The sequence below is a fragment of the Rhodococcus sp. DK176 genome (genome assembly GCF_038447315.2).
GTDB lineage: Bacteria > Actinomycetota > Actinomycetes > Mycobacteriales > Mycobacteriaceae > Rhodococcus_F > Rhodococcus_F jostii_A.
The window spans coordinates 3,987,734-4,009,728 of the sequence record NZ_CP118321.2; the positions used below are offsets into that span (position 1 = coordinate 3,987,734).

General features: G+C 68.0%; 23 protein-coding genes. 16 read left to right on the top strand and 7 right to left on the bottom strand.

What is annotated here, in order from left to right:
- The first annotated feature begins 147 nt into the window (after window positions 1-147).
- From PSR88_RS18795 to PSR88_RS18810, 4 genes are read left to right on the top strand one after another with little or no spacing between them, the layout of a single operon-like run.
- Entirely contained in the window at window positions 148-543 is a 396-nt protein-coding gene (locus tag PSR88_RS18795; protein ID WP_016884699.1) for a DUF6292 family protein, read from the top strand.
- Between the two features lie 54 nt (window positions 544-597).
- Window positions 598-1,251 carry a hypothetical protein gene (locus PSR88_RS18800; protein WP_009476777.1) on the top strand — a complete coding sequence of 218 codons (654 nt, stop codon included), beginning with the start codon at window positions 598-600 and terminating at the stop codon, window positions 1,249-1,251.
- On the top strand, window positions 1,248-1,709 hold the full coding sequence (locus tag PSR88_RS18805) for an RDD family protein (protein ID WP_009476778.1): 462 nt from the start codon (window positions 1,248-1,250) through the stop codon (window positions 1,707-1,709). Before PSR88_RS18800 ends, PSR88_RS18805 begins: the two co-directional genes overlap by 4 nt.
- A 20-nt stretch (window positions 1,710-1,729) precedes the next feature.
- Window positions 1,730-2,413, top strand: coding sequence for an AraC family transcriptional regulator (locus tag PSR88_RS18810; RefSeq protein ID WP_011596285.1), 684 nt, complete (start codon window positions 1,730-1,732; stop codon window positions 2,411-2,413).
- On the opposite strand, the gene PSR88_RS18815 is transcribed toward PSR88_RS18810, so the two are convergent.
- Window positions 2,403-2,798 (bottom strand): VOC family protein, encoded by a 396-nt coding sequence (locus PSR88_RS18815; RefSeq protein WP_029539739.1) that lies wholly within the window; start codon window positions 2,796-2,798, stop codon window positions 2,403-2,405. The two genes, PSR88_RS18810 and PSR88_RS18815, sit on opposite strands and share 11 nt — an antisense overlap.
- Window positions 2,799-2,909: 111 nt before the next feature.
- On the opposite strand from PSR88_RS18815, the gene PSR88_RS18820 reads away from it, so the two are divergent.
- Window positions 2,910-3,305, top strand: a complete 396-nt coding sequence (locus tag PSR88_RS18820) for an SRPBCC family protein (RefSeq protein WP_029539738.1) — start codon at window positions 2,910-2,912, stop codon at window positions 3,303-3,305.
- A gap of 35 nt (window positions 3,306-3,340) precedes the next feature.
- Here PSR88_RS18820 and PSR88_RS18825 read toward each other — a convergent pair whose 3' ends face one another.
- From PSR88_RS18825 to PSR88_RS18840, 4 genes are all read right to left on the bottom strand, one after another.
- Complete coding sequence (locus PSR88_RS18825) at window positions 3,341-4,177, bottom strand: hypothetical protein (protein WP_237724210.1); 837 nt, start codon at window positions 4,175-4,177, stop codon at window positions 3,341-3,343.
- Entirely contained in the window at window positions 4,174-4,839 is a 666-nt protein-coding gene (locus PSR88_RS18830) for a hypothetical protein (RefSeq protein ID WP_237724209.1), read from the bottom strand. The genes PSR88_RS18825 and PSR88_RS18830 overlap by 4 nt, the downstream gene beginning before the upstream one ends.
- A gap of 71 nt (window positions 4,840-4,910) precedes the next feature.
- Window positions 4,911-5,756: a hypothetical protein gene (locus PSR88_RS18835; protein WP_029539737.1), complete on the bottom strand. Its 846-nt coding sequence runs from the start codon at window positions 5,754-5,756 to the stop codon at window positions 4,911-4,913.
- A 300-nt stretch (window positions 5,757-6,056) separates the two neighbouring features.
- Window positions 6,057-7,079 carry an FAD-dependent oxidoreductase gene (locus tag PSR88_RS18840; protein ID WP_237724208.1) on the bottom strand — a complete coding sequence of 341 codons (1,023 nt, stop codon included), beginning with the start codon at window positions 7,077-7,079 and terminating at the stop codon, window positions 6,057-6,059.
- Between the two features lie 54 nt (window positions 7,080-7,133).
- On the opposite strand from PSR88_RS18840, the gene PSR88_RS18845 reads away from it, so the two are divergent.
- The 5 genes from PSR88_RS18845 to PSR88_RS18865 all read left to right on the top strand — a co-directional run bounded on the left by PSR88_RS18845 (window position 7,134) and on the right by PSR88_RS18865 (window position 15,629).
- Complete coding sequence (locus tag PSR88_RS18845; RefSeq protein WP_011596291.1) at window positions 7,134-7,682, top strand: TetR/AcrR family transcriptional regulator; 549 nt, start codon at window positions 7,134-7,136, stop codon at window positions 7,680-7,682.
- 306 nt (window positions 7,683-7,988) lie between these two features.
- Window positions 7,989-12,617: a glutamate synthase large subunit gene (gltB, locus tag PSR88_RS18850; protein ID WP_009476787.1), complete on the top strand. Its 4,629-nt coding sequence runs from the start codon at window positions 7,989-7,991 to the stop codon at window positions 12,615-12,617.
- Window positions 12,610-14,061 (top strand): glutamate synthase subunit beta, encoded by a 1,452-nt coding sequence (locus PSR88_RS18855; RefSeq protein ID WP_009476788.1) that lies wholly within the window; start codon window positions 12,610-12,612, stop codon window positions 14,059-14,061. Before gltB ends, PSR88_RS18855 begins: the two co-directional genes overlap by 8 nt.
- A 181-nt stretch (window positions 14,062-14,242) precedes the next feature.
- The gene (locus tag PSR88_RS18860; RefSeq protein ID WP_009476789.1) at window positions 14,243-15,157 is read left to right on the top strand and encodes a cutinase family protein; all 915 of its coding nucleotides are present in this window, start codon (window positions 14,243-14,245) and stop codon (window positions 15,155-15,157) included.
- A 22-nt stretch (window positions 15,158-15,179) separates the two neighbouring features.
- The gene (locus PSR88_RS18865; protein WP_016884695.1) at window positions 15,180-15,629 is read left to right on the top strand and encodes an acyl-CoA thioesterase; all 450 of its coding nucleotides are present in this window, start codon (window positions 15,180-15,182) and stop codon (window positions 15,627-15,629) included.
- Window positions 15,630-15,658: 29 nt separating this feature from the next.
- Here PSR88_RS18865 and PSR88_RS18870 read toward each other — a convergent pair whose 3' ends face one another.
- The gene (locus PSR88_RS18870) at window positions 15,659-16,324 is read right to left on the bottom strand and encodes a TetR/AcrR family transcriptional regulator (RefSeq protein ID WP_016884694.1); all 666 of its coding nucleotides are present in this window, start codon (window positions 16,322-16,324) and stop codon (window positions 15,659-15,661) included.
- 116 nt (window positions 16,325-16,440) lie between these two features.
- Here PSR88_RS18870 and PSR88_RS18875 point away from each other — a divergent pair, with 116 nt between their 5' ends.
- The gene (locus PSR88_RS18875; protein WP_016884693.1) at window positions 16,441-16,884 is read left to right on the top strand and encodes a hypothetical protein; all 444 of its coding nucleotides are present in this window, start codon (window positions 16,441-16,443) and stop codon (window positions 16,882-16,884) included.
- A gap of 1 nt (window position 16,885) precedes the next feature.
- Window positions 16,886-17,725, top strand: a complete 840-nt coding sequence (locus PSR88_RS18880; protein WP_016884692.1) for an SDR family oxidoreductase — start codon at window positions 16,886-16,888, stop codon at window positions 17,723-17,725.
- Between the two features lie 9 nt (window positions 17,726-17,734).
- Here PSR88_RS18880 and PSR88_RS18885 read toward each other — a convergent pair whose 3' ends face one another.
- Complete coding sequence (locus PSR88_RS18885) at window positions 17,735-18,643, bottom strand: SDR family NAD(P)-dependent oxidoreductase (RefSeq protein WP_016884691.1); 909 nt, start codon at window positions 18,641-18,643, stop codon at window positions 17,735-17,737.
- Between the two features lie 31 nt (window positions 18,644-18,674).
- Here PSR88_RS18885 and PSR88_RS18890 point away from each other — a divergent pair, with 31 nt between their 5' ends.
- From PSR88_RS18890 to PSR88_RS18905, 4 genes are all read left to right on the top strand, one after another.
- The gene (locus PSR88_RS18890) at window positions 18,675-19,172 is read left to right on the top strand and encodes a hypothetical protein (RefSeq protein ID WP_009476795.1); all 498 of its coding nucleotides are present in this window, start codon (window positions 18,675-18,677) and stop codon (window positions 19,170-19,172) included.
- Window positions 19,173-19,233: 61 nt separating this feature from the next.
- Window positions 19,234-19,527: a putative quinol monooxygenase gene (locus tag PSR88_RS18895; RefSeq protein WP_009476796.1), complete on the top strand. Its 294-nt coding sequence runs from the start codon at window positions 19,234-19,236 to the stop codon at window positions 19,525-19,527.
- A gap of 11 nt (window positions 19,528-19,538) precedes the next feature.
- Entirely contained in the window at window positions 19,539-20,234 is a 696-nt protein-coding gene (locus PSR88_RS18900) for a dienelactone hydrolase family protein (protein WP_009476797.1), read from the top strand.
- Between the two features lie 249 nt (window positions 20,235-20,483).
- Window positions 20,484-21,941, top strand: a complete 1,458-nt coding sequence (locus PSR88_RS18905; protein WP_016884690.1) for an Hsp70 family protein — start codon at window positions 20,484-20,486, stop codon at window positions 21,939-21,941.
- The last annotated feature ends 54 nt before the right edge of the window (window positions 21,942-21,995 follow it).

Below are 21,995 nucleotides of genomic sequence, written 5' to 3' on the forward strand. Positions count from 1 at the left end.
CGATGGAGTAGAAGCCTCGTCGCGAACCACCGGCTCTTTCCGGACCTGAACCAGTCCTCTCGGCGGTCCGTGACGAATGACTCGAGTGTGAACCTGCCGTCCGGCTTCTTCCGCTGGGTTTCTGCGAACGTCGAGAGTGGGTTGTGTATGAGCATCAGCCAGGTCCGGGCCACCAGCTCGGCGAATGTCGGTGAGTACGTCGGTTCCGTCGCGACGACGGTGGGTGCCCTGTCGGTCGACTGGTGGTGCACTCCCGCTTTCGACGCGGTCGTGACCCTTTCCTGCGAGATCCCCTACTACCGCGGCCGGAAGGCCGTGCTGGCCTGGAACCGCCACTTCGGGTGGTCGCTCGGGGTCCACGGACTCTCGCAGGGGAACGTGCTGGTGGTCGAGGGACTCGGGTTGGGACCGGCACCGGATCCCGCGCACTGCTCGGATCGGGTCGCCGAGTTGCTCACCGAACTCGCCGACTGGGCGCCCCGTCCGGCGTCCGGACAGCCCGCCCCGCGAATCGTGCACGGCCCCGGCGCGCCCCACGCCTGATCTATAAATCTGGAACCCGTGCGTCGCGGGCGCCGACCGGCTTGGATATCGAGTATGGACGGCAGGAGAGCCCCTGATCCGCTGCGCCTCGCGGCCGGCTTCGCCGCGACCACCGGCGGTGCGTTGCAGCGTGTGATCGGATTCGGCGTCGACACGGCGCGACTCCTGCCGGGAGTGGACCCGCTGCTGGTCACCCTCGAGGAACGCGGCACCCAGACGCTCCGCAGCGCCGACGAACTCGCGGATCGGGTGCTGCACGCAGTGCTGCGGAGAGTCGTGCAGGTCGCTCTTCAGGAGGTGGACCTCACCACGATCGTGCGTGATCACGTCGACCTGGACGTGGTCGCCGAAGGCATCGACATCCAGCGCATCATCGACCGCGTCGACGTGGATGCCATCGCCGCCCGGGTGGACATCCCGCAGATTCTCGATCGCGTGGACATCGACGCCGTCGCCGCGCGGATCGACGTGGATGCGATCGTCGACCGCGTCGACGTGGACTCCGTCATCGGGCGGGTCGATCTGGTGGTGCTCGCCGACACCGTGATCGAGGGCGTGGATCTGCCGCGCATCATCCGGGAGTCGACCGACTCGATGTCCAACGAGGCGGTCCGCGGGGTGCGGACCCAGGGCATGCAGGCCGACGACGCCGTCGCCGGGTTCGTGGGCAAGTTGTTCGGGCGCGGGCACGAACCGGACGATGCATGAGCACGCCGGCGCATCGCGCGGCCGGGATCGTGACCCGCGGTCTGGCAGCGGGCATCGACCTGGCGGTCGTCCTGGCCGTGATGGGCGGCATCTATGTCGGAGTGTTGTTCCTCCGGTTGCTGTTCTCGCCGCAGGAATTCTCGTTCCCCGATGCCAATGCCGTGCTCTCCGTGACCTTGTTCATCGGCGTGTCGGTGCTGTACCTGACGGCGTGCTGGGCCGTGAGCGGCCGCACCGTCGGTGCCGTGACGATGGGGCTGCGGGTGGTCAGCCGCAACGGTGAACTGATCGGCTGGCTGCGGGCCCTTCTCCGGGCGGTGCTGTGCGTGATGTTCGGGTTCGGATTGTTCTGGGCGGCAGTCGACGGCCGGCGGCGGTCACTGCAGGACATCCTGTTGCGGACCGCAGTCGTCTACGACTGGGAGCCGGATCTGCACGCCGTCGAGCCGGAGACCTGATGCCTGCCTAGCATGGGGTCATGTACGCGGAGCGGCGGTCGGTGTTCCCCGGCGCTGTGGTGTGGCAGAAGACCGCAGCCGGGGGTGAGGCGGCCATCCTGCCCGACGGTTGCATGGACCTCATCTGGATGGACGGTGACGTCGTCGTGGCCGGCCCCGACTCCCGGCCGTATCTGAACCGCAGCCGCGAGGGCGACCGCTACGTCGGATTACGCTGTTCCCCAGGATCTCTCCCGGATCTTCTGGCGACGCCGGCAGAGGAGCTGGCCAACCTTCGGGTGCCGCTCGCCGAGGTGCTGACGGACCGCGCCACCACTGATTTTCTCGGCAGGATCGCGGACGCCGCCGACCCCGGCCGGGTGCTCGAGGACTTCGCGAGGTCGCGCCGGATCCTCGGGCCGCCGCCGGACGGCCGGATCCCCGCGATCGTGCGACTTCTGGAGCAGCAGGCATCTGTCAGCGAGGTGGCGGACCGGATCGGTGTCGGCGAGCGCCAACTGCACCGCCTGTGCCGACGGCAGTTCGGTTACGGGCCGAAGATGCTGGCCCGGATCCTTCGGTTGCAATCGGCACTGGGGCTGGCGGGTGCTTCCATCCCCGCAGCTCAGGCGGCCGGCATGGCGGGGTTCGCCGATCAGGCCCACCTGATCCGTGAGGCACACGAGTTGACCGGCCGCACGTTCGGTCAGCTGGTCACGGTGTGAGCGCGGCAAATAGGTCGACGGGGTTGCCGTCGGGATCGTCGACGGTGGCGTAACGCTGTCCCCACGGTGCGTCCCACGGCTTCTTCCGACCGTTGTAGCCGTCGCCCGTGAACTCGTCGAACAGCGTGTCGACGTCGGCGGCGGTTCCGCAGTCGAAGGCGAGTGCGATGCGATGCCCGCCGGCGGGTTCGGTCCAGTCGGGTGTGAACGAGCGGATGGTCTCGACCGTGTCCCACAGCAGGCGGATCCCACCGGGAAACTCGAATTCGACGTGCGGCGCCTGATCGGCGTCGGCGGGAATGTCGAGTCCGAGCCGCCGGTAGAACGCGAGCGACGTGGGCAGGTCGTGGACGACCAGTTCGATGGCACTGAATGTTGCGGTCATACCGAGAACGCTAACGACCTCAGGCGGACCCGCATTGAAGGTTTCGGACATCGAGCACCGGAGTCCGATTTCTTCAATCACCCGTGCGGTGGAGCGGGGATGCTGGGAGTCATGACCACCGAATCAACCCATGTCAGTGTGTTCATCGCTCGGACCGCCGCCGACGTGTACGCCTACGCGAGCGACCCCGCCAACCTCCCCGCCTGGGCGGCCGGCCTGAGCACCAACATCACCCGGGACGGCGACCGCTGGCTCGCGGACTCCCCGATGGGACAGGTCGCCGTGACCTTCGCACCCGCCAACGACTACGGCGTCCTCGACCACGACGTCACCCTCCCGGGCGGCGACACCGTCTACAACCCCGTGCGCGTCATCCCCGACGGCGACCACAGCGAAGTCGTCTTCACCATCCGGCGACGCGACGGCGTCACCGCCGAAGAATTCGCGCAGGACGCAGCAGCCGTCACCGCCGACCTACAGAGGTTGAAGGGGCTGCTGGAGGCGTGAGGGGGCGCGGGCCTTCGCGTTTGCACACCGATTGGTCAAACGCGCTGCAATTGCGGGTGCAGCTGACTGAATCGTGGGCGGATGTAGGTAAGTGGTCGCGATTTCAGACCCGTTCCGGACGACCTTCGACCACGGCCGACGCCGCCGCGGACACCCCGGTCGTACGCCGCCCGGGTGTCCGGTCCCAGCCGGCTGTGATCGATGACGATCCCCATGCCCAGATGTTCGTCGTAGGGGATGGTCTCGACGCCCCACACCTGTCCGCCCAGGTACTCGCGGAGGAGGTCGACGTCCACCTGCCAGCCGGTGGCGTCCTGATTCGACACGGTGACGACGGTGCGGGCGAGCCCGGGTTCACCGAGCGTGTTACCGATCGACTGCAACCCGGAGCGGAGGCGGTTGAACGCGTCCGCCCGGCACGGCACGACGAGGACGATGGGCGACGGAGTAGCCAGGAGCGGCGCGAGGTACGCGGCACGCAACCGATGGCCGAGGTCGTGGACGGCACTCACTCCGCGAGCGCGCAGCGACTCTGTGAGAGTGTGGAATTCACCGTCCGACGCGGTCCGATTCCCGATGCGGCTCAGGATGCGGGTCCCGGCACTCGTGCGGGAGCAGTACCCGTCGAACACGTCGTCCGCGACGGGGCCGGCCGCCACCAGTTGCTCGAGGCCGCTCACGGAGAGCACGGCATCGGCGCCGCGTTCGGCGACGTCGCCGCCCGCGGGTGTCGCGTCGACGGCCACGACCGCGCCGCCGCGAGCTGCCGCGGTGTTGGCGAGCCCCAGCGTCGTCGTGGTTGCGCCGGCTCCGCCGCACGCCCCGAGGACGAGGGTGGACACCGGAAGTGCGTGCAGCAGTTGGTCGGTCACTTCGCGTCTCCAATGGATGTGATGTACGTGCGACCGTCGCGGTCGGCGGTGGTCACGACCTGCTCGTACTTCTTCGTCGACCCGTCCGGACGCAGTTCCGACAGCGTCACCGCGTAGCGGCCGGGTTCGGTTTCGGTGATGGCGAGGCAGTGCTCGGTGCCCGCGGGCACCGACTCGATGCCGCCCTGGATGGACTCGGCGGACCCCAGCGGCGCGTCGGGGGCGACCACCTCGCGGGCTTTCGTGCCACTGCGTGCGACGTAGTACGCGTGGTCGAAGGCCAGGATCGCGGCGACGCCGCCGGACGTCCCGCCGGGACCGTTGCCGACAGCCGTCGAGCCGTCGCGGGATTCGACGCACCAGCCGGAATCTGTAGCGGCGACGGGAGTTCCGCTCGCATCATCGGACGTCGAGGCGAACACGGCGGCCACACCGGCGAGGACGGCGAGCGCCGCGGCGGCGCCCGCGACCACGAGCCTCTGATTACCGCGAACAGGTGGTGCGGGATCAGGCTCGTCGCCCGCGGTCAGCCACGTCGGAGCCGGGGGTTGCTGCTCGGGTTCCGCGGCGGGAGCCGTCGGCCTCGGTGCCGGGGCCGACGCGAACGGCGGGAACCAGTGCGAGAAGCGGTCGAGGGGTGCCCTGTTCGGCGGTTCTGTCACAGTTGAATCCTCCACACCTCATTCCCTCGCGCGGAGCCGACCCCGGGCGGGCTCCGCGCGAGGGATTCGGATCACACGTGCAGCGTCGCCTGGCTGCGCACGTTCACACCGCCGATCGTGGTGGTGGCCGGACCGCTGTCGGTCGACTGCAGCTGCGGCAGTTGCGGTGCGGGCAGGGACGCGATCGTCCGAACCAGCTCCCCGAACGCCGGGTACCGGTGGGCCGCATCCGTGATCGCGGCGGCGACGGGTGTGACGTCGACGGGCGCAGACCAATTGGTGGGGTGCTCGGCGTGGGAATCGGCCGAGAACGCGGAGACGGTGGCCGCCGTCGGCGAGGACGGGTCGACGGCGATGCCCGCGGTGCCGGTGGCGTTGCCGACGCGCCAGCCGATGGTGCCGACGTAGCCCTCGGGGTTGCCGTACTGGCGTCCGTTGACGGCCACGGGCACCGCGCCGACCAGTGTGTCGACGGCGGCGTTCACCTCGACGACCGGCTTCGGCACCGGAAGTATGGGGGCGACGGGTGCCTGGTGTGCCTTCGGCATGTCGTCGGGGTCGATCCACACGGTCGCCGGCCGGGCGGCCGGTGCCTCGTCGACGGCTCCCTCGGCGGCGGGCGCTGCCAGGTCGGGAGCAGCAGGCACGACCGTCTCGACACCCGGCACCGCCAGCGGAGCCTGCGGGGGAGCGGGCGGTGCCGCGGCCGGAGCGGCCGGGTCGGTGACGCCCGGCTGCGACGTGGTGGGCGGTGTCGTCGGGACCGTCACGTCGGGCTGCGACGTGGTGGGCGTGGCCGAGGGGTCGGTGACGCCCGGCTGCGACGTGGACGGCGGGGTGGTCGGAGCGGCGTGTGCCGTCGCGGCGCCGAGCAGTGCTGCGGCGGACACCGAAACAGCGGCTGCCAGAGCGTGCATGCGGATTCTCAAGTCTTTCACTCCCGAAGTCGAATGGACATGGTGATCGAACGGACTGGTGCTGACGAAGCAAACGCAAGAGTGGTGCAGTTCAGAGGCACCGAAAGAGGGAAGCGAACACAGCAGAATGCCTCCACCGACCAGGTGGATGTGTTGTTTCCCCGATGAGATACGTCCGTGCTGCCGGCACACTGCCGCAGCCGTCGTCCACCGCCCCCATGACCGCCCCCGGTTCTTTCTCGTCCCCCTACGGCGGCAAAGTACCAGACGGGCAAGCGTTCCCGCGCCCCCGCATTCCGGTCAGGCCAGGCCCGCGGCCAGCTTCACCGACAGATCGCGCAGCGGACGGAGACGGCCGGTCATCGCGACGGAGGACATGGCGCGCGATCCACGCACCAGCCGCCGCGTCGCGGGCCGCCGCGTACGGTCGTACCGGCGCAGCGCGGTGTGAATGTCGGTGTCGGCGGTGAGGAATCGGCCGAGCGCGACCGCGTCGACGAGGGCCTCGCAGGCGCCCCGGCCGAGGTTCGGCGCCATCGCGTGGGCCGCGTCGCCGAGCAGGGCCGCGTTGCCCGCCACGTACGACGGCAGCGCGGGCGACTCGTACAGGTCGTGGTGGAGCATCGCGTCGGGAGTGGCGGCATCCAGTACTGCCCGGACGTCTGCGTGCCAGTTCCCGAACCGTGACCGGAGGTAGTCGAGGCCGCCGGGGTGGCCTGCGTCGGTGCGGACGCACGCGAACCAGTTGACGAGATCGCCGTCGCGCGGGGTGATGCCGAAAAGTGCGTCCGTGTCCCAGGTTTCGCTGACGGTGTCGCGATGGCCGGGCACCCACCCGCGCCAGGCGGTCGCGCCTACGTACCGTGGCTCGAACTTCTCGCCGAACAGTTGTCGGCGGGTCGGGCTGCGCAGACCGTCCGCACCGATCACGACGTCGTGGTCCGTCAGCGCGTCGAGGGCGGGTGCCGGTGTGCCGAACGAGATCATGCCGTCGGGCAGGGCCTCGGCCAGTGTGGCCAGCAGAGCGGGCCGAGACAGCAGGTAGGCGGTGCGGTTGCGGTTGTCGATGGTGCCGATCACGGATCCGTCGGGGCGCAGGAGCGAACCGCGGTGCTGGGGTGATCCCAGCGTGCGAACCCGATCACCTGCGCCGATCGCGTCCAGCGCGTCGAGGGCCTGCGGCCACATGCCGAGTGCGGTGCCCGACGTGGGCAGGGTGTCGGCACGCTCGTAGACATCGACGTGCCAGCCGGCGCGGGACAGGTAGCGGGCGACGGCGAGTCCGCCGATGCCGCCGCCGAGGACTGCTGCGGAGTGCGTCACGACCACCAGACTACTACGGGTGTAGTGAATTTACTACCGTTGTAGTGTCGGGGTATGGCAGACAAACGGGAGCAGGTGCTCGACGCCGCCATCGAGCTGCTCGGCACGAAAGGCGTCCGGGCTCTCACCCATCGGGGTGTCGACGAGCTGGTCGGAATGCCGCAGGGGTCGACGTCCAACTACTTCCGTAGCCGGGGCGCGCTGCTCGAGGGGATCGTCACACGGCTCGTCGAACGTGACCGGGAGGACTGGCAGAAGTTCGCGCACCTCCGGCCCGACAGCAGAGACGCACTGGTCGAGGCGCTGGTTGCCTTCGTGAGTTTCTCCACTGGTCCGGACCGCGTGCGCACGAGTGCCCGCTACGCGCTCTTCGTCGAGGCGTCCGTGACACCGGGCTTGGACGCGAAGATCGGGTCGGCGCGCCGAGTGCTCGTAGAATGGGGCGCGGACATGCTGGAACTCGTGGGATCGAGGAACCCGGCTTCCGACGCAGTGGTGATCACCGACTACCTGGACGGTGTAATCCTTCATCAACTCACCGTCCCGGATCTCGATTTCGATCCGACTGCGGGAATTACAGCGGTGCTCGGCGCGCTCACTTAACATGTACTCAGTGCAGTCGGACGAGGTCCGCCCTCGACAATGCCCAGTTCAGAGGGTGAATAGGCCAACCTAAGTTGTGTTTCGTCGGGGGTTCTGAATTATCGTTTTCGTTACACGTTGGACCCACGAAAGTCCGACCCGACCGAAAAGCCACGTCGCCCGGTGCGAGGACCACACCCAGCGTGCTGCAAAAGGGCGATAGCCGATCGGTGGTGCCGATCACGTCGTGACGGCACCTGCTTTGCAAGTTGATGGCCATCAGCGCTGCTGGTCGTCGGTGCATCTTTTGGCATACGAAGGCTAGGTATGAAGCAACTTCCAGGCCCCCAGGGGCTGTATCACCCGTCGAACGAGCACGATTCCTGTGGTGTCGCGTTCGTCGTGGACATGAAGGGCCGCCGCAGCAGGGACATCGTCGAGAAGGCGATCACCGCGCTGGTGAACCTCGAGCACCGTGGTGCCGCGGGCTCCGAACCCAACACGGGTGACGGCGCCGGCATCCTCCTCCAGGTCCCGGACAAGTTCTTCCGCGCCGTGGTCGACTTTCCGCTGCCCGCGGAAGGCACGTACGCCACCGGCATCGCGTTCCTGCCGCAGAGCAAGGCCGACGCGCAGCGCGCAGCCGACGCCGTCGAGAAGATCGTCGAGAGCGAGGGCCTGAAGGTCCTCGGCTGGCGTGAGGTCGCCACCGACGACTCGTCGCTCGGCGCACTGGCCCGCGACGCCATGCCGACGTTCCGGCAGATCTTCATCGGCAGCGAGAACGACGCCCTCACCGGACTCGACCTAGAGCGTCGCGCCTACGTGGTCCGTAAGCGCACCGAGCACGAGCTGGGCAGCGAAGGCGCCGGCAAGGACGGCCCCGGTCGCGAGACCGTGTACTTCCCCAGCCTGTCGAGCCAGACGTTCGTCTACAAGGGCATGCTGACCACCCCGCAGCTCAAGGGTTTCTACCTGGACCTGCAGGACGAGCGGCTCGAGTCGGCCCTCGGCCTCGTGCACTCGCGCTTCTCCACCAACACGTTCCCGTCGTGGCCGCTGGCCCACCCGTTCCGGCGCGTGGCCCACAACGGTGAGATCAACACCGTCACCGGCAACGAGAACTGGATGCGTGCCCGTGAGGCGCTCATCGACAGCGACATCTTCGGCGGGTCAGGAGAGGTTGGGCCCGGCAAGGATCGGCGCAGCCAGCTGGAGAAGATCTTCCCGGTCTGCACGAACGGCGCCAGCGACACCGCGCGGTTCGACGAGGTGCTCGAGATGCTGCACCTCGGTGGCCGCAGCCTGCCGCACGCCGTGCTGATGATGATCCCGGAAGCCTGGGAACGGCACGAGAGCATGGACCCCGCACGGCGGGCGTTCTACCAGTACCACTCGTCGCTCATGGAGCCGTGGGACGGACCGGCGTCGGTGTGCTTCACCGACGGCACCGTCATCGGTGCCGTCCTGGACCGCAACGGCCTGCGTCCCTCGCGCCTCTGGGTGACCGACGACGGCCTCGTCGTCATGGCCTCCGAGGTCGGCGTCCTGCCGATCGACCCCGCCACCGTCGTGAAGAAGATCCGGCTGCAGCCCGGCCGCATGTTCCTCGTCGACACGGCCGAGGGCCGCATCATCAGCGACGACGAGATCAAGTCGGAACTGGCCGCCGAGCACCCCTACCAGGAGTGGCTCGACCAGGGTCTGACCCACATGGACGACCTGCCGGACCGCCCGTACACCTACATGTCGCACGAACGCGTCGTGCTGCGTCAGCTGATGTTCGGGTACACCAACGAAGAGGTCAACCTCCTCGTCAAGCCGATGGCGCTCTCCGGCGCCGAGGCGCTCGGCTCCATGGGTACCGACACCCCGATCGCCGTGCTGTCCTCGCGGTCGCGGATGCTGTTCGACTACTTCTCGCAGCTGTTCGCGCAGGTCACGAACCCGCCGCTCGACGCCATCCGCGAGGAGGTCGTCACCAGCCTCGGCGGCACCATCGGTCCCGAGCACGACCTGCTGCACCCCACCGCGGAGTCCTGCCGGCAGATCTTCCTGCCGCAGCCGATCCTGCACAACGACGACCTGTCGAAGCTCATTCACGTCAACGACGACGGCGAATTCCCGAACTTCCGCAGCGTCATCGTCCGCGGTCTGTACCCGGTCGCGGAGGGCGGCGCGGGCCTGCGCAAGGCCCTCGACGACGTCCGCTACCAGGTGTCGGAGGCCATTGCCGGCGGTGCGCGCCTCGTCGTCCTGTCCGACCGTGAGTCGAACGAGACGTACGCGCCCATCCCGTCGCTGCTGCTGACGTCGGCCGTGCACCACCACCTGGTGCGTGAGAAGACCCGCACCAAGGTCGGCCTCATCGTCGAGGCCGGCGACGCCCGCGAGGTGCACCACATGGCGCTCCTCATCGGCTTCGGTGCGGCAGCGGTCAACCCGTACATGGCGTTCGAGACCGTCGACGAGGCGGTGCAGAACAACGAACTGCAGGGCGTCAGCCTCGACAAGGCCATCCAGAACTACATCAAGGCCGCGGGCAAGGGTGTGCTCAAGGTGATGTCCAAGATGGGCATCTCCACCCTGGCGTCCTACACCGGCGCTCAGCTGTTCCAGGTCATCGGCCTGTCGCAGGAACTGGTCGACGAGTACTTCACCGGCTTGCAGTCCAGCCTCGGCGGCATCGGTCTCGACCAGATCGCCGCCGATGTCGCGGTGCGCCACTCCAACGCGTACCTGGACCGTCCCGAGGAGCGCGCGCACCGCGAGCTCGAGGTGGGCGGCGAGTACCAGTGGCGTCGCGAGGGCGAGTACCACCTGTTCAACCCGGACACGGTGTTCAAGCTGCAGCACTCCACGCGCACCGGGCAGTACGAGGTGTTCAAGGAGTACACGAAGCTGGTCGACGACCAGTCCGAGCGCCTCGCAGCGTTGCGCGGCCTCTTCGAGTTCAAGAAGGGCGTGCGCGAGCCCGTCCCGCTGGACGAGGTCGAGCCCGCCACCGAGATCGTCAAGCGCTTCTCGACGGGTGCGATGAGCTACGGCTCCATCTCCGCCGAGGCGCACGAGACCCTCGCCATCGCCATGAACCGCCTCGGCGGCCGGTCCAACTCCGGTGAGGGCGGCGAGAGCCCGGCCCGCTTCACCCCGGACGAGAACGGCGACTGGCGGCGGTCCGCGATCAAGCAGGTCGCGTCGGGACGCTTCGGTGTCACGTCGCACTACCTGACCAACTGCACCGACATCCAGATCAAGATGGCGCAGGGAGCGAAGCCCGGTGAGGGCGGCCAGCTGCCGGCGCACAAGGTGTACCCGTGGGTGGCCGAGGTCCGGCACTCCACGCCCGGCGTCGGGCTGATCTCGCCGCCGCCGCACCACGACATCTACTCGATCGAGGATCTCGCGCAGCTGATCCACGACCTGAAGAACGCCAACCCGCAGGCGCGGATCCACGTGAAGCTGGTGTCCGAGGTCGGTGTCGGCACCGTCGCCGCCGGTGTGTCGAAGGCACACGCGGACGTCGTGCTGATCTCCGGTCACGACGGTGGCACCGGTGCCACCCCGCTGACGTCGATGAAGCACGCGGGCGCCCCGTGGGAGCTCGGCCTCGCCGAGACCCAGCAGACGCTGCTGCTCAACGGTCTGCGCGACCGCATCGTCGTGCAGGTCGACGGCCAGCTCAAGACGGGCCGCGACGTCATGGTCGCCGCGCTGCTCGGCGGCGAGGAGTTCGGTTTCGCGACCGCTCCGCTGGTGGTGTCGGGCTGCATCATGATGCGGGTCTGTCACCTCGACACCTGCCCCGTGGGTGTCGCCACGCAGAACCCGGTTCTGCGCAAGCGGTTCAGCGGCAAGCCGGAGTTCGTGGAGAACTTCTTCCTCTTCATCGCCGAAGAGGTGCGAGAGCTCCTCGCCGAGCTCGGCTTCCGCACCCTCGACGAGGCCGTCGGACAGGTCGACGTCCTCGACACCACGAAGGCGCTCGAGCACTGGAAGGGCAGCAAGGCCGGCAACCTCGACCTGTCGCCGATCCTGCACGAGACCGAGTCGGCGTTCATGGACCAGGACCTGTACTGCACAGGCACCCAGGACCACGGCCTCGACAAGGCACTCGACCAGCAGCTGATCGTCCAGAGCCGCAACGCTCTCGACAAGGGCCAGAAGGTCACGTTCGAGTCGCCGATCACCAACGTCAACCGCACGGTCGGCACCATGCTCGGCCATGAGGTGACGAAGGCGTACGGCGGCGAGGGCCTGCCGGACAACACGATCGACATCACGTTCACCGGTTCGGCCGGTAACAGCTTCGGCGCGTTCGTCCCCAAGGGCATGACTCTGCGCCTGCACGGCGATGCCAACGACTTCGTCGGCAAGGGCCTGTCCGGTGGACGCCTCGTGGTGCGTCCGCCGCTGGAGACCGCCCCCGGCTTCGTCGCCGAGGACAACATCATCGGCGGCAACGTGATCCTGTTCGGTGCCACGAGCGGTGAGGCTCTGCTCCGCGGTGTCGTCGGCGAGCGATTCGCGGTCCGCAACTCCGGCGCCACCGCGGTGGTGGAGGGAGTCGGCGACCACGGTTGCGAGTACATGACCGGCGGAAAGGTCGTCATCCTCGGTGCGACGGGACGTAACTTCGGCGCCGGCATGTCCGGTGGTGTCGCGTACGTCTACAACCCGGACAAGGTGTTCGAGGACAACCTCAACACGGAACTGGTGGATCTCGAGGACCTGACGGGTGACGACTTCACCTGGCTGAAGTCCGCCATCGAGCGTCACCGCGACGAGACGGGCTCGGAGGTTGCCGCGCGCATCCTGTCCGACTGGTCGCAGCAGGTCAACCATTTCGCGAAGGTGATGCCCCGCGATTACAAGAAGGTGCTCTTGGCCATCGAGGCCGCGAAGAAGGATGGAAAGAACGTGGACGAGGCAGTGATGGAGGCAGCTCGTGGGTGATCCAAGCGGCTTCCTGAAGCACACGTCACGCGAACTTCCGGTTCGCCGGCCGGTGCCGTTGCGCCTGCTCGACTGGAACGAGGTCTACGAGGAGTTCTCGCCGGACACCCTGAAGACTCAGGCCAGCCGGTGCATGGACTGCGGTATCCCGTTCTGCCACAACGGCTGTCCGCTGGGGAACCTGATTCCCGAGTGGAACGACCTGGTGTACCGGGACCGGTGGCACGACGGCATCGAGCGTCTGCACGCGACCAACAACTTCCCGGAGTTCACCGGGCGGCTGTGCCCCGCACCCTGTGAGGCGTCGTGCGTCCTGGGCATCAACCAGGACCCCGTCACCATCAAGCAGGTCGAGGTCGAGCTCATCGACCGCGCCTTCGACGAGGGCTGGGTCAAGCCGGTGCACCCGACGCGGTCGACGGGCAAGAAGGTCGCCGTCGTCGGTTCCGGTCCCGCGGGTCTCGCTGCAGCGCAGCAGCTGACGCGCGCCGGGCACATGGTCACCGTGTTCGAGCGGGCCGACCGCATCGGCGGGCTCCTGCGGTACGGCATCCCCGAGTTCAAGATGGAGAAGCGGCACATCGACCGCCGTCTCGACCAGATGAACTCCGAGGGCACCGTCTTCAAGACGGGTGTCAACGTGGGCGTCGACATCACCGCGGACGCACTGCGCGAGCAGTTCGACGCCGTGGTCCTGGCCGGCGGTGCCACCGAGGCCCGCGACCTGCCGATCCCCGGCCGCGAGCTGGACGGCATCCACCAGGCGATGGAGTTCCTGCCGATCGCCAACCGCGTGCAGCTCGGCGACCTGGAGAAGCCCACCATCACCGCGGAAGGCAAGAAGGTCGTCATCATCGGCGGCGGCGACACCGGCGCGGACTGCCTAGGCACCTCGCACCGTCAGGGTGCCGAGAGCGTTCACCAGTTCGAGATCATGCCGAGACCGCCCGAGACCCGCGCCGAGCACACCCCGTGGCCGACGTACCCGCTGATGTATCGGGTCGCGTCCGCGCACGAGGAGGGCGGCGAACGCCTCTTCTCCGTGAACACGGAACGGTTCGTCGGTGTCGACGGCAAGGTGACCGCGCTGAAGGCCCACGAGGTCGAGATGAAGTCGGGTCGCTTCGAGAAGGTGGAGGGTTCGGACTTCGAGCTCGAGGCCGACCTCGTGCTGCTGGCGATGGGCTTCGTCGGACCCGAGAAGCCGGGCCTGCTCACCGATCTCGGCGTCGACCTCAACGAGCGCGGCAACGTCGCCCGCTCCGCGAAGTGGGCCACCAACGTCGACGGCGTCTTCGTGGCCGGCGACATGGGACGTGGTCAGTCGCTGATCGTGTGGGCCATCGCCGAGGGTCGCTCCGCGGCCGCCGCGGTCGATGCGTACCTCGAGGGCGAGTCGGCGCTGCCGTCTCCGATCGAGACCACCACCGCCCCGCAGCGGTAGCTGTAACTGCTCGTACAATCCGCACCCCGGTAGGTTTTCCTACCGGGGTGTCGGTTTATCGTGCGGGGGTCACGTTCGGTCGGTAACGTTCATTTACCGATCGTGCATCTTTAGGTCACGTCGCCCTGGCAGCATCCCGTCTGCAGGACGGCGAAGGGGAGAACAGGTTGAGGCCATGGCAATGAAACGGGTTATTGCATTTCTGACCGCAGTGGCTGCTGCGGCAGCCATCCCGGTGGTATCGGGTGTGGTGGGCACGAGCGCAGTAGCGAACGCGGACCCCTGCCCGAGTCTGTACGTGGTCGCGATTCCTGGGACGTGGGAAACGTCCACCAAGGACAATGTCAGGCCGACGCCGGGTCTGTTGTCCGCGGTGACGAACGGTCTGCCGTCGTCGATCCGCACCGACTACGTCACGTACGCCGCCACGGCCTTCCCGTGGGAGTCCGAGGTGTACGGGCGCTCGAAGGCGCAGGCGGTCAGCAATGCCAAGGGCATGCTGTCGTCGATGTCGCAGCAGTGCCCCGACACCAAGCTGTCGATCATCGGTTACAGCCAGGGCGCCGACGCCGCAGGTGATCTCGCTGCGGAGATCGGCACCGGCCTCGGTGTCGTCCCCGCCGACAAGATCGCGGCCGTCGGACTCGTCTCCGATCCGCGGCGGTCGCCGACCGACGCCCTCGTCGGACCTCCCGTCGCCGGCAGCGGCGCCGGTGGTCCCCGCATCGGCGGGTTCGGCTGGGTCAGCCAGAACACCCGGACCTTCTGCGCGTACGGCGACCTGTACTGCTCCACGCCGAAGGAAGACTTCGTGACCAGGCTCGCCGGATTCCTCGCGCAGACGTCGGATCCGACGCCGACGCTGTTCGGCCGCTACCAGCAGGAAGCGCTCGCGATCTGGAACGACATCCTCGCTGTCGGCGGTGTGCCGGCCCTGATGGCTCAGCTGGACGAGCAGTCCAACGAGAGGCGCATCGACGAGTTGGAGCAGTTCTACAAGTCGCAGGCTCACCAGGACTACACCCGCTACGCCGTCGACGGATCGGGCACGCCCGCCACGGCGTGGCTGAGGAACTGGTTGCGCGACATCGCGTGAGTTCGGCCGACGGCGGCAGGGGATGATGTCCGACGTGACTGACACCTCTGCCGCCGTCGTCGGCTACGACGCCTTCGTGACCGTCCGGTGGTCCGACATGGACGCCTTCCAGCACATCAACCATGCGCGGATGGTGACGTTGCTCGAGGAGGCCCGGATCGACTGGCTGCTCAGCGAGGGCAGTGAGAACTCGTCGCTCATCACGAGCGCATTCATCGCCGACATCCACGTGAAGTACCGGGGACAGTTGCGGCACTCCGACAGTCCCCTGCGGATCACGATGTGGATCGCGAAACACCGGGCGGTCGACTTCACCATCGGTTACGAGGTGCGGGGTGCGCGTACTCCGATCACCGACCCGCCTGCCGTCACCGCCACCACTCAGATGGCCGTCGCGGATGTCGATGCCCAGCGGCTACGCCGCATCACCGCCACCGAGCGCGAGTACCTGACCCGCTGGTCCCGCACGTGAGTGCGAAAGTGTCCGGCACGCTTTCCCACTCACGTGCGGAGGTCGTCGGGGGCCGGTAGGGGACTGTCCGGGTCGAGGACCGCGCCGCGGCTGCGCATCGTGGTGTCGACTAGCGCCCACGCCCACGCGGCCAGCTGTTCGGTCAACGCGCCGACGTCGGTGCTGCCCGGGCGGTCGATCCACTCGGCGGACACCGACTCGACCATCCCGATCAGCGCATTGGCCAGTGGTGTCGCGGTGGCGGCGGCGCCGAGGGCGTCCAGGTAGGGGTGGAGCATGTCGGAGACCGCGGTGCTGATGGCCCGCCGCACCTCTCCGGCCGCGGGGGAGAACGACGTCAGGTAGCGGTACAGGTTGGCGTGTTCGGTGACCCAGTCGAGGTGGGTGCGGGCGGCGCGGGTGAGGATGGCGCGCGGTGCGCCGTCGACGGTGATCACGGGCGCGTATTCGAGGAGCATCATCGCCGCGACCCGCCGGGCGACGGCGTTCTTGAGGTCGGTGCTGTCGTCGAAGTGCCGGTAGATGCGGGTTCGCGCGACCTCGGCGTACACGGCCATCGTTGCGACCGACACGTCGGGGCCTTCTTCGTCGATGGCGACGAGTGCTCGTTCGACGAACTCCGAGCGCCGCTTCTCGCGTTGGCCGCGCCACCGGGCAGCGCGCCCGTCACCGGCGTCTTGCTGGGGTTTTGTCATCGAATCGAATCGTAGTCTTCCCTGTCGCTGCGTTTCCGTATACCGTCGACAGTATGCGGTACATAGATGTACCACACACTCTTCGCCTCGGACGTCGACACGTTGGGATATCCGTCTTGTCCATTCAGCTCTGCCTGTCCGGCCCCCGCAGCCCCGGGCGTTCGCCGATCGGCTTACGCAGCACCACGGTCATCGTCGTTCCGCCCGCGATGGCGTTCGAGTACCTCGGTGATCCGGACACCGTAGCCGGTGCGATCTCGCTGCCGTCCCGCGCCCGGGTGGTCGCGTCGGATCCGGGCCGCCGGCTCGTCGTCGAGGCCGATCACGGCGTGCACGGATCGGTCTGGACATTCGACGCGCTCAGCCCGGACGAAACGGCGCTCACCGTCGACTTCCGCTACCACCGTCCCGGCAGACCGGCCGGACAACTGCTCGGCGGTGTGGCCGCACCGGTGGTGTGGCAGGCGCTGCGACGCGCACAGGTGACGTTGAAGCACCGGATCGAAACCCTCTACCACGAGCCCGCCGACCCGGCCTGTATCGATCGAAGGAGAGCATGACGTGGCATTCTCGGCAGCGGGCAAGACGGTCCTGATCACCGGGGCGGCAATGGGGATGGGACGTCTCTTCGCCCGCCTCGCCGCCGCCGACCACGCGGGCACGGTGGTGTTGTGGGACATCGACGCCGACGCGCTCGAATCCACGGCGCAGGAAGTGCGCGAATCGGGGTGCACCGTCAGCGCACACGTCGTCGACGTCGCCGACCTCGATTCCGTCCGCGCGGCGGCCGCCGAGGTGCGGGGTGCGTTCGGTCGTCCCGACGTGCTCGTCAACAACGCCGGTGTGGTGCGCGGCAAGTACTTCTGGGATCACGACCACGAGTCGGACACGAAATTCGTGATGGACGTCAACACACTCGCGCCGATGTACGTGACCAACGAGTTCCTGCGCGCCATGATCGAGGACCGCGGCCGGGACTGCCGCATCGTGAACATCGCCTCGGCCGCGGGGACCGTGGCGACACCGAGGATGGCCGTCTATGCGGCGTCGAAGTGGGCTGTCCTGGGCTGGAGCGATTCGCTGCGACTCGAACTGGTCCAGGCCGGTCACGGGCATGTCAAGGTCACCACCGTGTGCCCGAGCTACATCTCCACCGGCATGTTCGACGGTGTGAAGAATCCCCTGTTCGCCCCGATCCTCAGCCCGGAGGACGTCACGGCCCGGTCCTGGCGGGCGATGAAACAGGGGAAGCCGCTGCTGATGCTGCCGCGGTCGCTGTATCTGTCGCGGGTGGCGAAAGCCGTCCTGCCCGTACGTGCCTGGGACCGTCTGGCCGACCGGCTCGGTGTGTACCACAGCATGGACGCCTACACCGGCCGGGTGCAGGCCCCCACCCCCTGACGGTTCGGATCAGCCGAGGTCGAAGCGGGCGCCGAGCCGCATGCTGCCCGGGGCCAGGCGGCTCAGCGCCCGCCCGAACTTGGCCTCGGGCGTGACGGGGACGACGGCCTTGTTGTGCTTGACGGCCCTCACGATCTGCGTCGCCACCCGGTCAGGGGTGAAACCGCGTCTGCGGTAGAGCTTGTCGGCCCGGTCCCGCATCTTCGCCTGGTCCTCCGGTGTGGCTCCGGCGAAGTCGGTGGCCTTGACGATGTTGGTGTGGACAAGTCCGGGACAGATCGCGCTGACGCCGATGCCATGGTTCACCAATTCCGCACGGAGACAGTCCGACAGCATGAACACCGCGGCCTCGCTCGTCGCGTACGCGGTGAGCCGCTTCTGCGGCGTGAAGGCCGCGGCGGACGACAGGTTGACGATGTGCCCACCGGTTCCGCGGTCGATCATCTGCTGGGAGAACGCGCGAGAGCCGTAGACGACACCCCAGAAATTCACGTCCATCACCCGCTCGAAATCCTTCTGCGGGGTCTTCGTGAACGTGCCCGAGTATCCGATCCCGGCGTTGTTGACCACGATGTCGGGGGTGCCGTGCTCGGCCTGCACCTGCTCCGCGAAGCGCTGCACCTCGTCCTCCACCGCGACGTCCACCTGATAGGCGTGGGAGCCGCCACCGAAGATGGCCACCGCACCACCGCCCTTTATCTGGGCGGAGTTGATGAGATCGGAGGTCTGCTGCGCGGATTCGAGATCGCGGTCGGCGACCACCACGACGGCACCCTCGGACGCGAACGCCAGCGCCGTCTCGCGGCCGATCCCGCTGCCACCGCCGGTGATCACGACGAGGGTGCCGTCGAGGTCCCGCAGGCGGTGATGCTTCCGCGAACCGCTGCGCCAGCCCCTGACTTCGCCGAGAAGATTCATGTGACCATCTTGTCCGAGTACGGTCGTTTGTGTGCTGATCTGGTACGTCAGCTATGGATCGAACATGGCGACGACGCGTCTGACCTGCTACCTGCGTGGTGGTTGCCCGGCCGGGGGCAATCTCGTGCACGCGGGTGCCCGCGACGGGAGCGCCCCGCGCGAGTCGATACCGGTGGTGATACCCGGCTCGGTGTTCTTCGCGGGAGAGTCGCGGATCTGGGGCGGCGGCCGCGCGTTCTACGACCCCGACGCGCCCGGCTCCGTCGCGGCCCGCGCATTCCTGGTGACACAGGAACAGTTCGAGGACATCCACGCGCAGGAACCCGCCTGCTACGACCGTCTCGTCACTCTCGGCTCCCGCAACGGTGTCCCCATGTGCACGTTCACCACCCGGGCCCGCGGTGACGTCGTCGCCCGGAACGCGCCGGCGCCCGCCTATCTCGCGACCATCGCGGACGGTCTCCGTGAAGCGCACGGCTGGGACGAACCGAAGGTCGCCGATTATTTGACGCGACTTCGGGTTTCCTAGCCGACCCAACTGTGCTTACGTGAGACGGGCCACACGAGGTGGCGTTCACGAAAGGGAGTCGATGTCCGATCTGCATGTCGTAGCGACCATTCCTGCCAAGCCCGGTTCCGAGGACACCGTCCGCGGCGGACTGTCCGCGCTGGCCGCGGAGAGCCGCAAGGAAGAGGGCTGCATCTCGTACGAGGTGTTCGAATCAGCCGCGGTCGCGGGAACCTTCGTCACCGTCGAGGTGTGGACCGGTCAGGAGGCGGTCGACGCGCACATGAAGTCGCCGCACTTCCAGGCCGCGCTCGGGACGTTCGGTGAGCACCTCGCCGGGGCACCGGCGATCCACCCGCTGAAGCCGGTTTCCTAGAGTCGTAATTCGTGACCACACCACTCACCAGCATCACCCCCGAAGGTCCCGTCCGCGGCGGTGTAGTCGTGATCCAGGAGGCGTTCGGCGTCACCGGGCACATCGTCGACGTCTGCCGTCGTTTCGCCGACGCCGGATACCACGCGGTCGCGCCGCACCTGTTCCACCGGAGCGGCGATCCGGTGCTGGAGTACGACGACATGACGTCGGCGATGTCGTTGATCGGTGAGCTCACCGCTGCGCACATCGACGAGGACGTCGACGGGGCCGTCGCGGCTCTGTCGGCGGCCTCGATCGACCCGCGGAACACCGCGATCGTCGGATTCTGCATGGGCGGAACGGTCGCGTTCCACACGGCGGCGCGCCTCGAACTCGGGGCGGCGGTGAGTTTCTACGGCGGTGGCGTCGCGAAGGGACGATTCGGATATCCGTCGCAACTCGACGTCGCCGGGCAGCTCCGAACGCCGTGGCTCGGCCTGTTCGGCGACCGCGACAAGGGGATTCCGACCGAGGAAGTCGAGGAGTTGCGTGACGCGGTCGCGCACGCCCCGGTGGACACCGAGATCGTCCGCTACGCCGAGGCCGAACACGGCTTCCACTGCGACGACCGTCCTGCCGTGTTCAACGAGGCGGCCGCCCGGGACGGTTGGGCTCGCACGCTGCAGTGGTTCGGCGCCCACGTCGACGTTGCCGCCGGAACCGACTGACCGCGGCCGGATCACCGCGACCGGGCGGTCGTGTGTTTTTACGCCGGCGCTGCATCCGTACACGACCGTGACAAGTCGCGGCGTGTTGCGGATACCGCCACGCGGGCCTGCGTTTCCGCAGCTTTCGACGTCGATGGCGCGAACGGGAACCCGATGTGCGTCACGGGGGTACGGCAAAAAAAGCGCCTGACGTGCCGTCCGGTCTGCTTCATGCGCGAGACCCGTGACCGAACCGTTATAGTCGGCGTCATGACTTCAGTTCTCGGTGTATCGGTAGGCGCCAGCGCGGTGCGCTTCGCGTGCCACGACGCCGTGACTCTCGAAACGCCGATCTTCCAATCGCGCTCGGTGACCGCAACACTCGAACGGCCGGAGGAACTGGCTGCCGAGTCCATCGGGACGGTCCTCGCCGAGCGCGACGAAGCCGACGAGGTGCAGGCCATCGGTGTCGCATACCAGGACGAGGCGCAGGCCGGTGCCGTGCAGGCTGCGATGTCGAGGCTGCAGATCGGCAACTTCCAATTGGTCCCCGAAGTGACGGCCGCGCTCCAGATGCTGGAGATGTCCGGAGAACTCGGCGACCACTCGACGCTCGTGTTCTATGACCTCGGCAGTTCGGGTCTCACCGTCACCGTGGTCGACCGAGACACCGGCTTGGTGCTGAGCAGTGCGCGTTCGGACCAGATCAGCGGCGACCTCGTCGACCGGCTGATCTGTGACAACCAACTCGAACTGCACCGCTTCGCGCACCCTGCCGACGCGGCGGCCGCGCTCGCGCTGGCCGCGCGGTGCCGGGATGCGAAGGAGCAGCTGTCCACGAACGGCGCCGTGTGCATGCCGGGCGAGGGCGGGCTTCTTCTCCTGTCGCAGGACAGTTTCGATTCGCTCATCGTGGGCCCGGTCGAGACGTCGGCGCGCCTGACCCGCGAGGTCATTCGCCGCTCGGGTCGCCTTCCCGACGCTGCGGTGCTGATCGGCGGCGGCGCGCACATTCCGTTGGTCACATCCGTGATGGAGTCCTGGCTCGACCTTCCGGTGATCGTCCCCGCGCAGCCCGAGCTGGTGGCGGCCGAGGGTGCTGCCCTGCTGGCGCGCCCGACGTCCGACGAGTTCGTCGGGGCGGCGGCGCCGGAGCACCGGTTCGAGCCGGAGCCCGAGCCGGAGTTGGAGCTCGAGTCCGAGCTGGAGCTGGAGCCCGAGCCCGAGACACAGGTCGAGGAGTACGCGCCGGTCCGGAAGCGTCGTGGCCTCGTCCTCGCCGGCAGTGTGGTGGCCGTGGTCGCCGTGGTGGGTCTCGGACTCGGCGTCGGCACCGACCTCCTGCAGGGTTCGGAGCAGGACCCACAGCCCGCCGCCACGCAGTCGAACACGCAGGCACCGGAAGCGAGGCAAGTGATACCGCCGCAGCCCACGACGACCACGGATGTGGCCCCACATTCGGAGGCCGCCCCATCGGTGGTCGACGAGCAGCCGGTGATCCCGCCGCAGACCGAGGTGCGCACCACGTACCAGCCGCAGGCGCAGAGTTCGACTCAGGCACCGGCCGCCCCCGAGGGTCAGAGTGTCGTGCCGTCCGACACGTCGGCTCCGCCGACCGCACCGGAACCTGCTCCGCTCATTCCGGGTCTGCCGCAGATTCAGCTGCCGACCATTCCGCCGCCGGCACCGCTCCCCATGCCGGAGTTTCCCCGGATCCCCGGGCTCTGAGCCCGTATAACAAAGCCGGCGGCAGCGAGGCTCCGACACGCGTTCCGTGATCAA

Coding starts and splice junctions, on each gene's coding strand:
- PSR88_RS18795 (WP_016884699.1), top strand. CDS start 148: ATGAGCATCAGCCAGGTCCGGGCCACCAGCTCGGCGAATGTCGGTGAG.
- PSR88_RS18800 (WP_009476777.1), top strand. CDS start 598: ATGGACGGCAGGAGAGCCCCTGATCCGCTGCGCCTCGCGGCCGGCTTC.
- PSR88_RS18805 (WP_009476778.1), top strand. CDS start 1,248: ATGAGCACGCCGGCGCATCGCGCGGCCGGGATCGTGACCCGCGGTCTG.
- PSR88_RS18810 (WP_011596285.1), top strand. CDS start 1,730: ATGTACGCGGAGCGGCGGTCGGTGTTCCCCGGCGCTGTGGTGTGGCAG.
- PSR88_RS18815 (WP_029539739.1), bottom strand. CDS start 2,798: ATGACCGCAACATTCAGTGCCATCGAACTGGTCGTCCACGACCTGCCC.
- PSR88_RS18820 (WP_029539738.1), top strand. CDS start 2,910: ATGACCACCGAATCAACCCATGTCAGTGTGTTCATCGCTCGGACCGCC.
- PSR88_RS18835 (WP_029539737.1), bottom strand. CDS start 5,756: ATGCACGCTCTGGCAGCCGCTGTTTCGGTGTCCGCCGCAGCACTGCTC.
- PSR88_RS18845 (WP_011596291.1), top strand. CDS start 7,134: ATGGCAGACAAACGGGAGCAGGTGCTCGACGCCGCCATCGAGCTGCTC.
- gltB (WP_009476787.1), top strand. CDS start 7,989: ATGAAGCAACTTCCAGGCCCCCAGGGGCTGTATCACCCGTCGAACGAG.
- PSR88_RS18860 (WP_009476789.1), top strand. CDS start 14,243: ATGAAACGGGTTATTGCATTTCTGACCGCAGTGGCTGCTGCGGCAGCC.
- PSR88_RS18865 (WP_016884695.1), top strand. CDS start 15,180: ATGATGTCCGACGTGACTGACACCTCTGCCGCCGTCGTCGGCTACGAC.
- PSR88_RS18870 (WP_016884694.1), bottom strand. CDS start 16,324: ATGACAAAACCCCAGCAAGACGCCGGTGACGGGCGCGCTGCCCGGTGG.
- PSR88_RS18885 (WP_016884691.1), bottom strand. CDS start 18,643: ATGAATCTTCTCGGCGAAGTCAGGGGCTGGCGCAGCGGTTCGCGGAAG.
- PSR88_RS18895 (WP_009476796.1), top strand. CDS start 19,234: ATGTCCGATCTGCATGTCGTAGCGACCATTCCTGCCAAGCCCGGTTCC.
- PSR88_RS18905 (WP_016884690.1), top strand. CDS start 20,484: ATGACTTCAGTTCTCGGTGTATCGGTAGGCGCCAGCGCGGTGCGCTTC.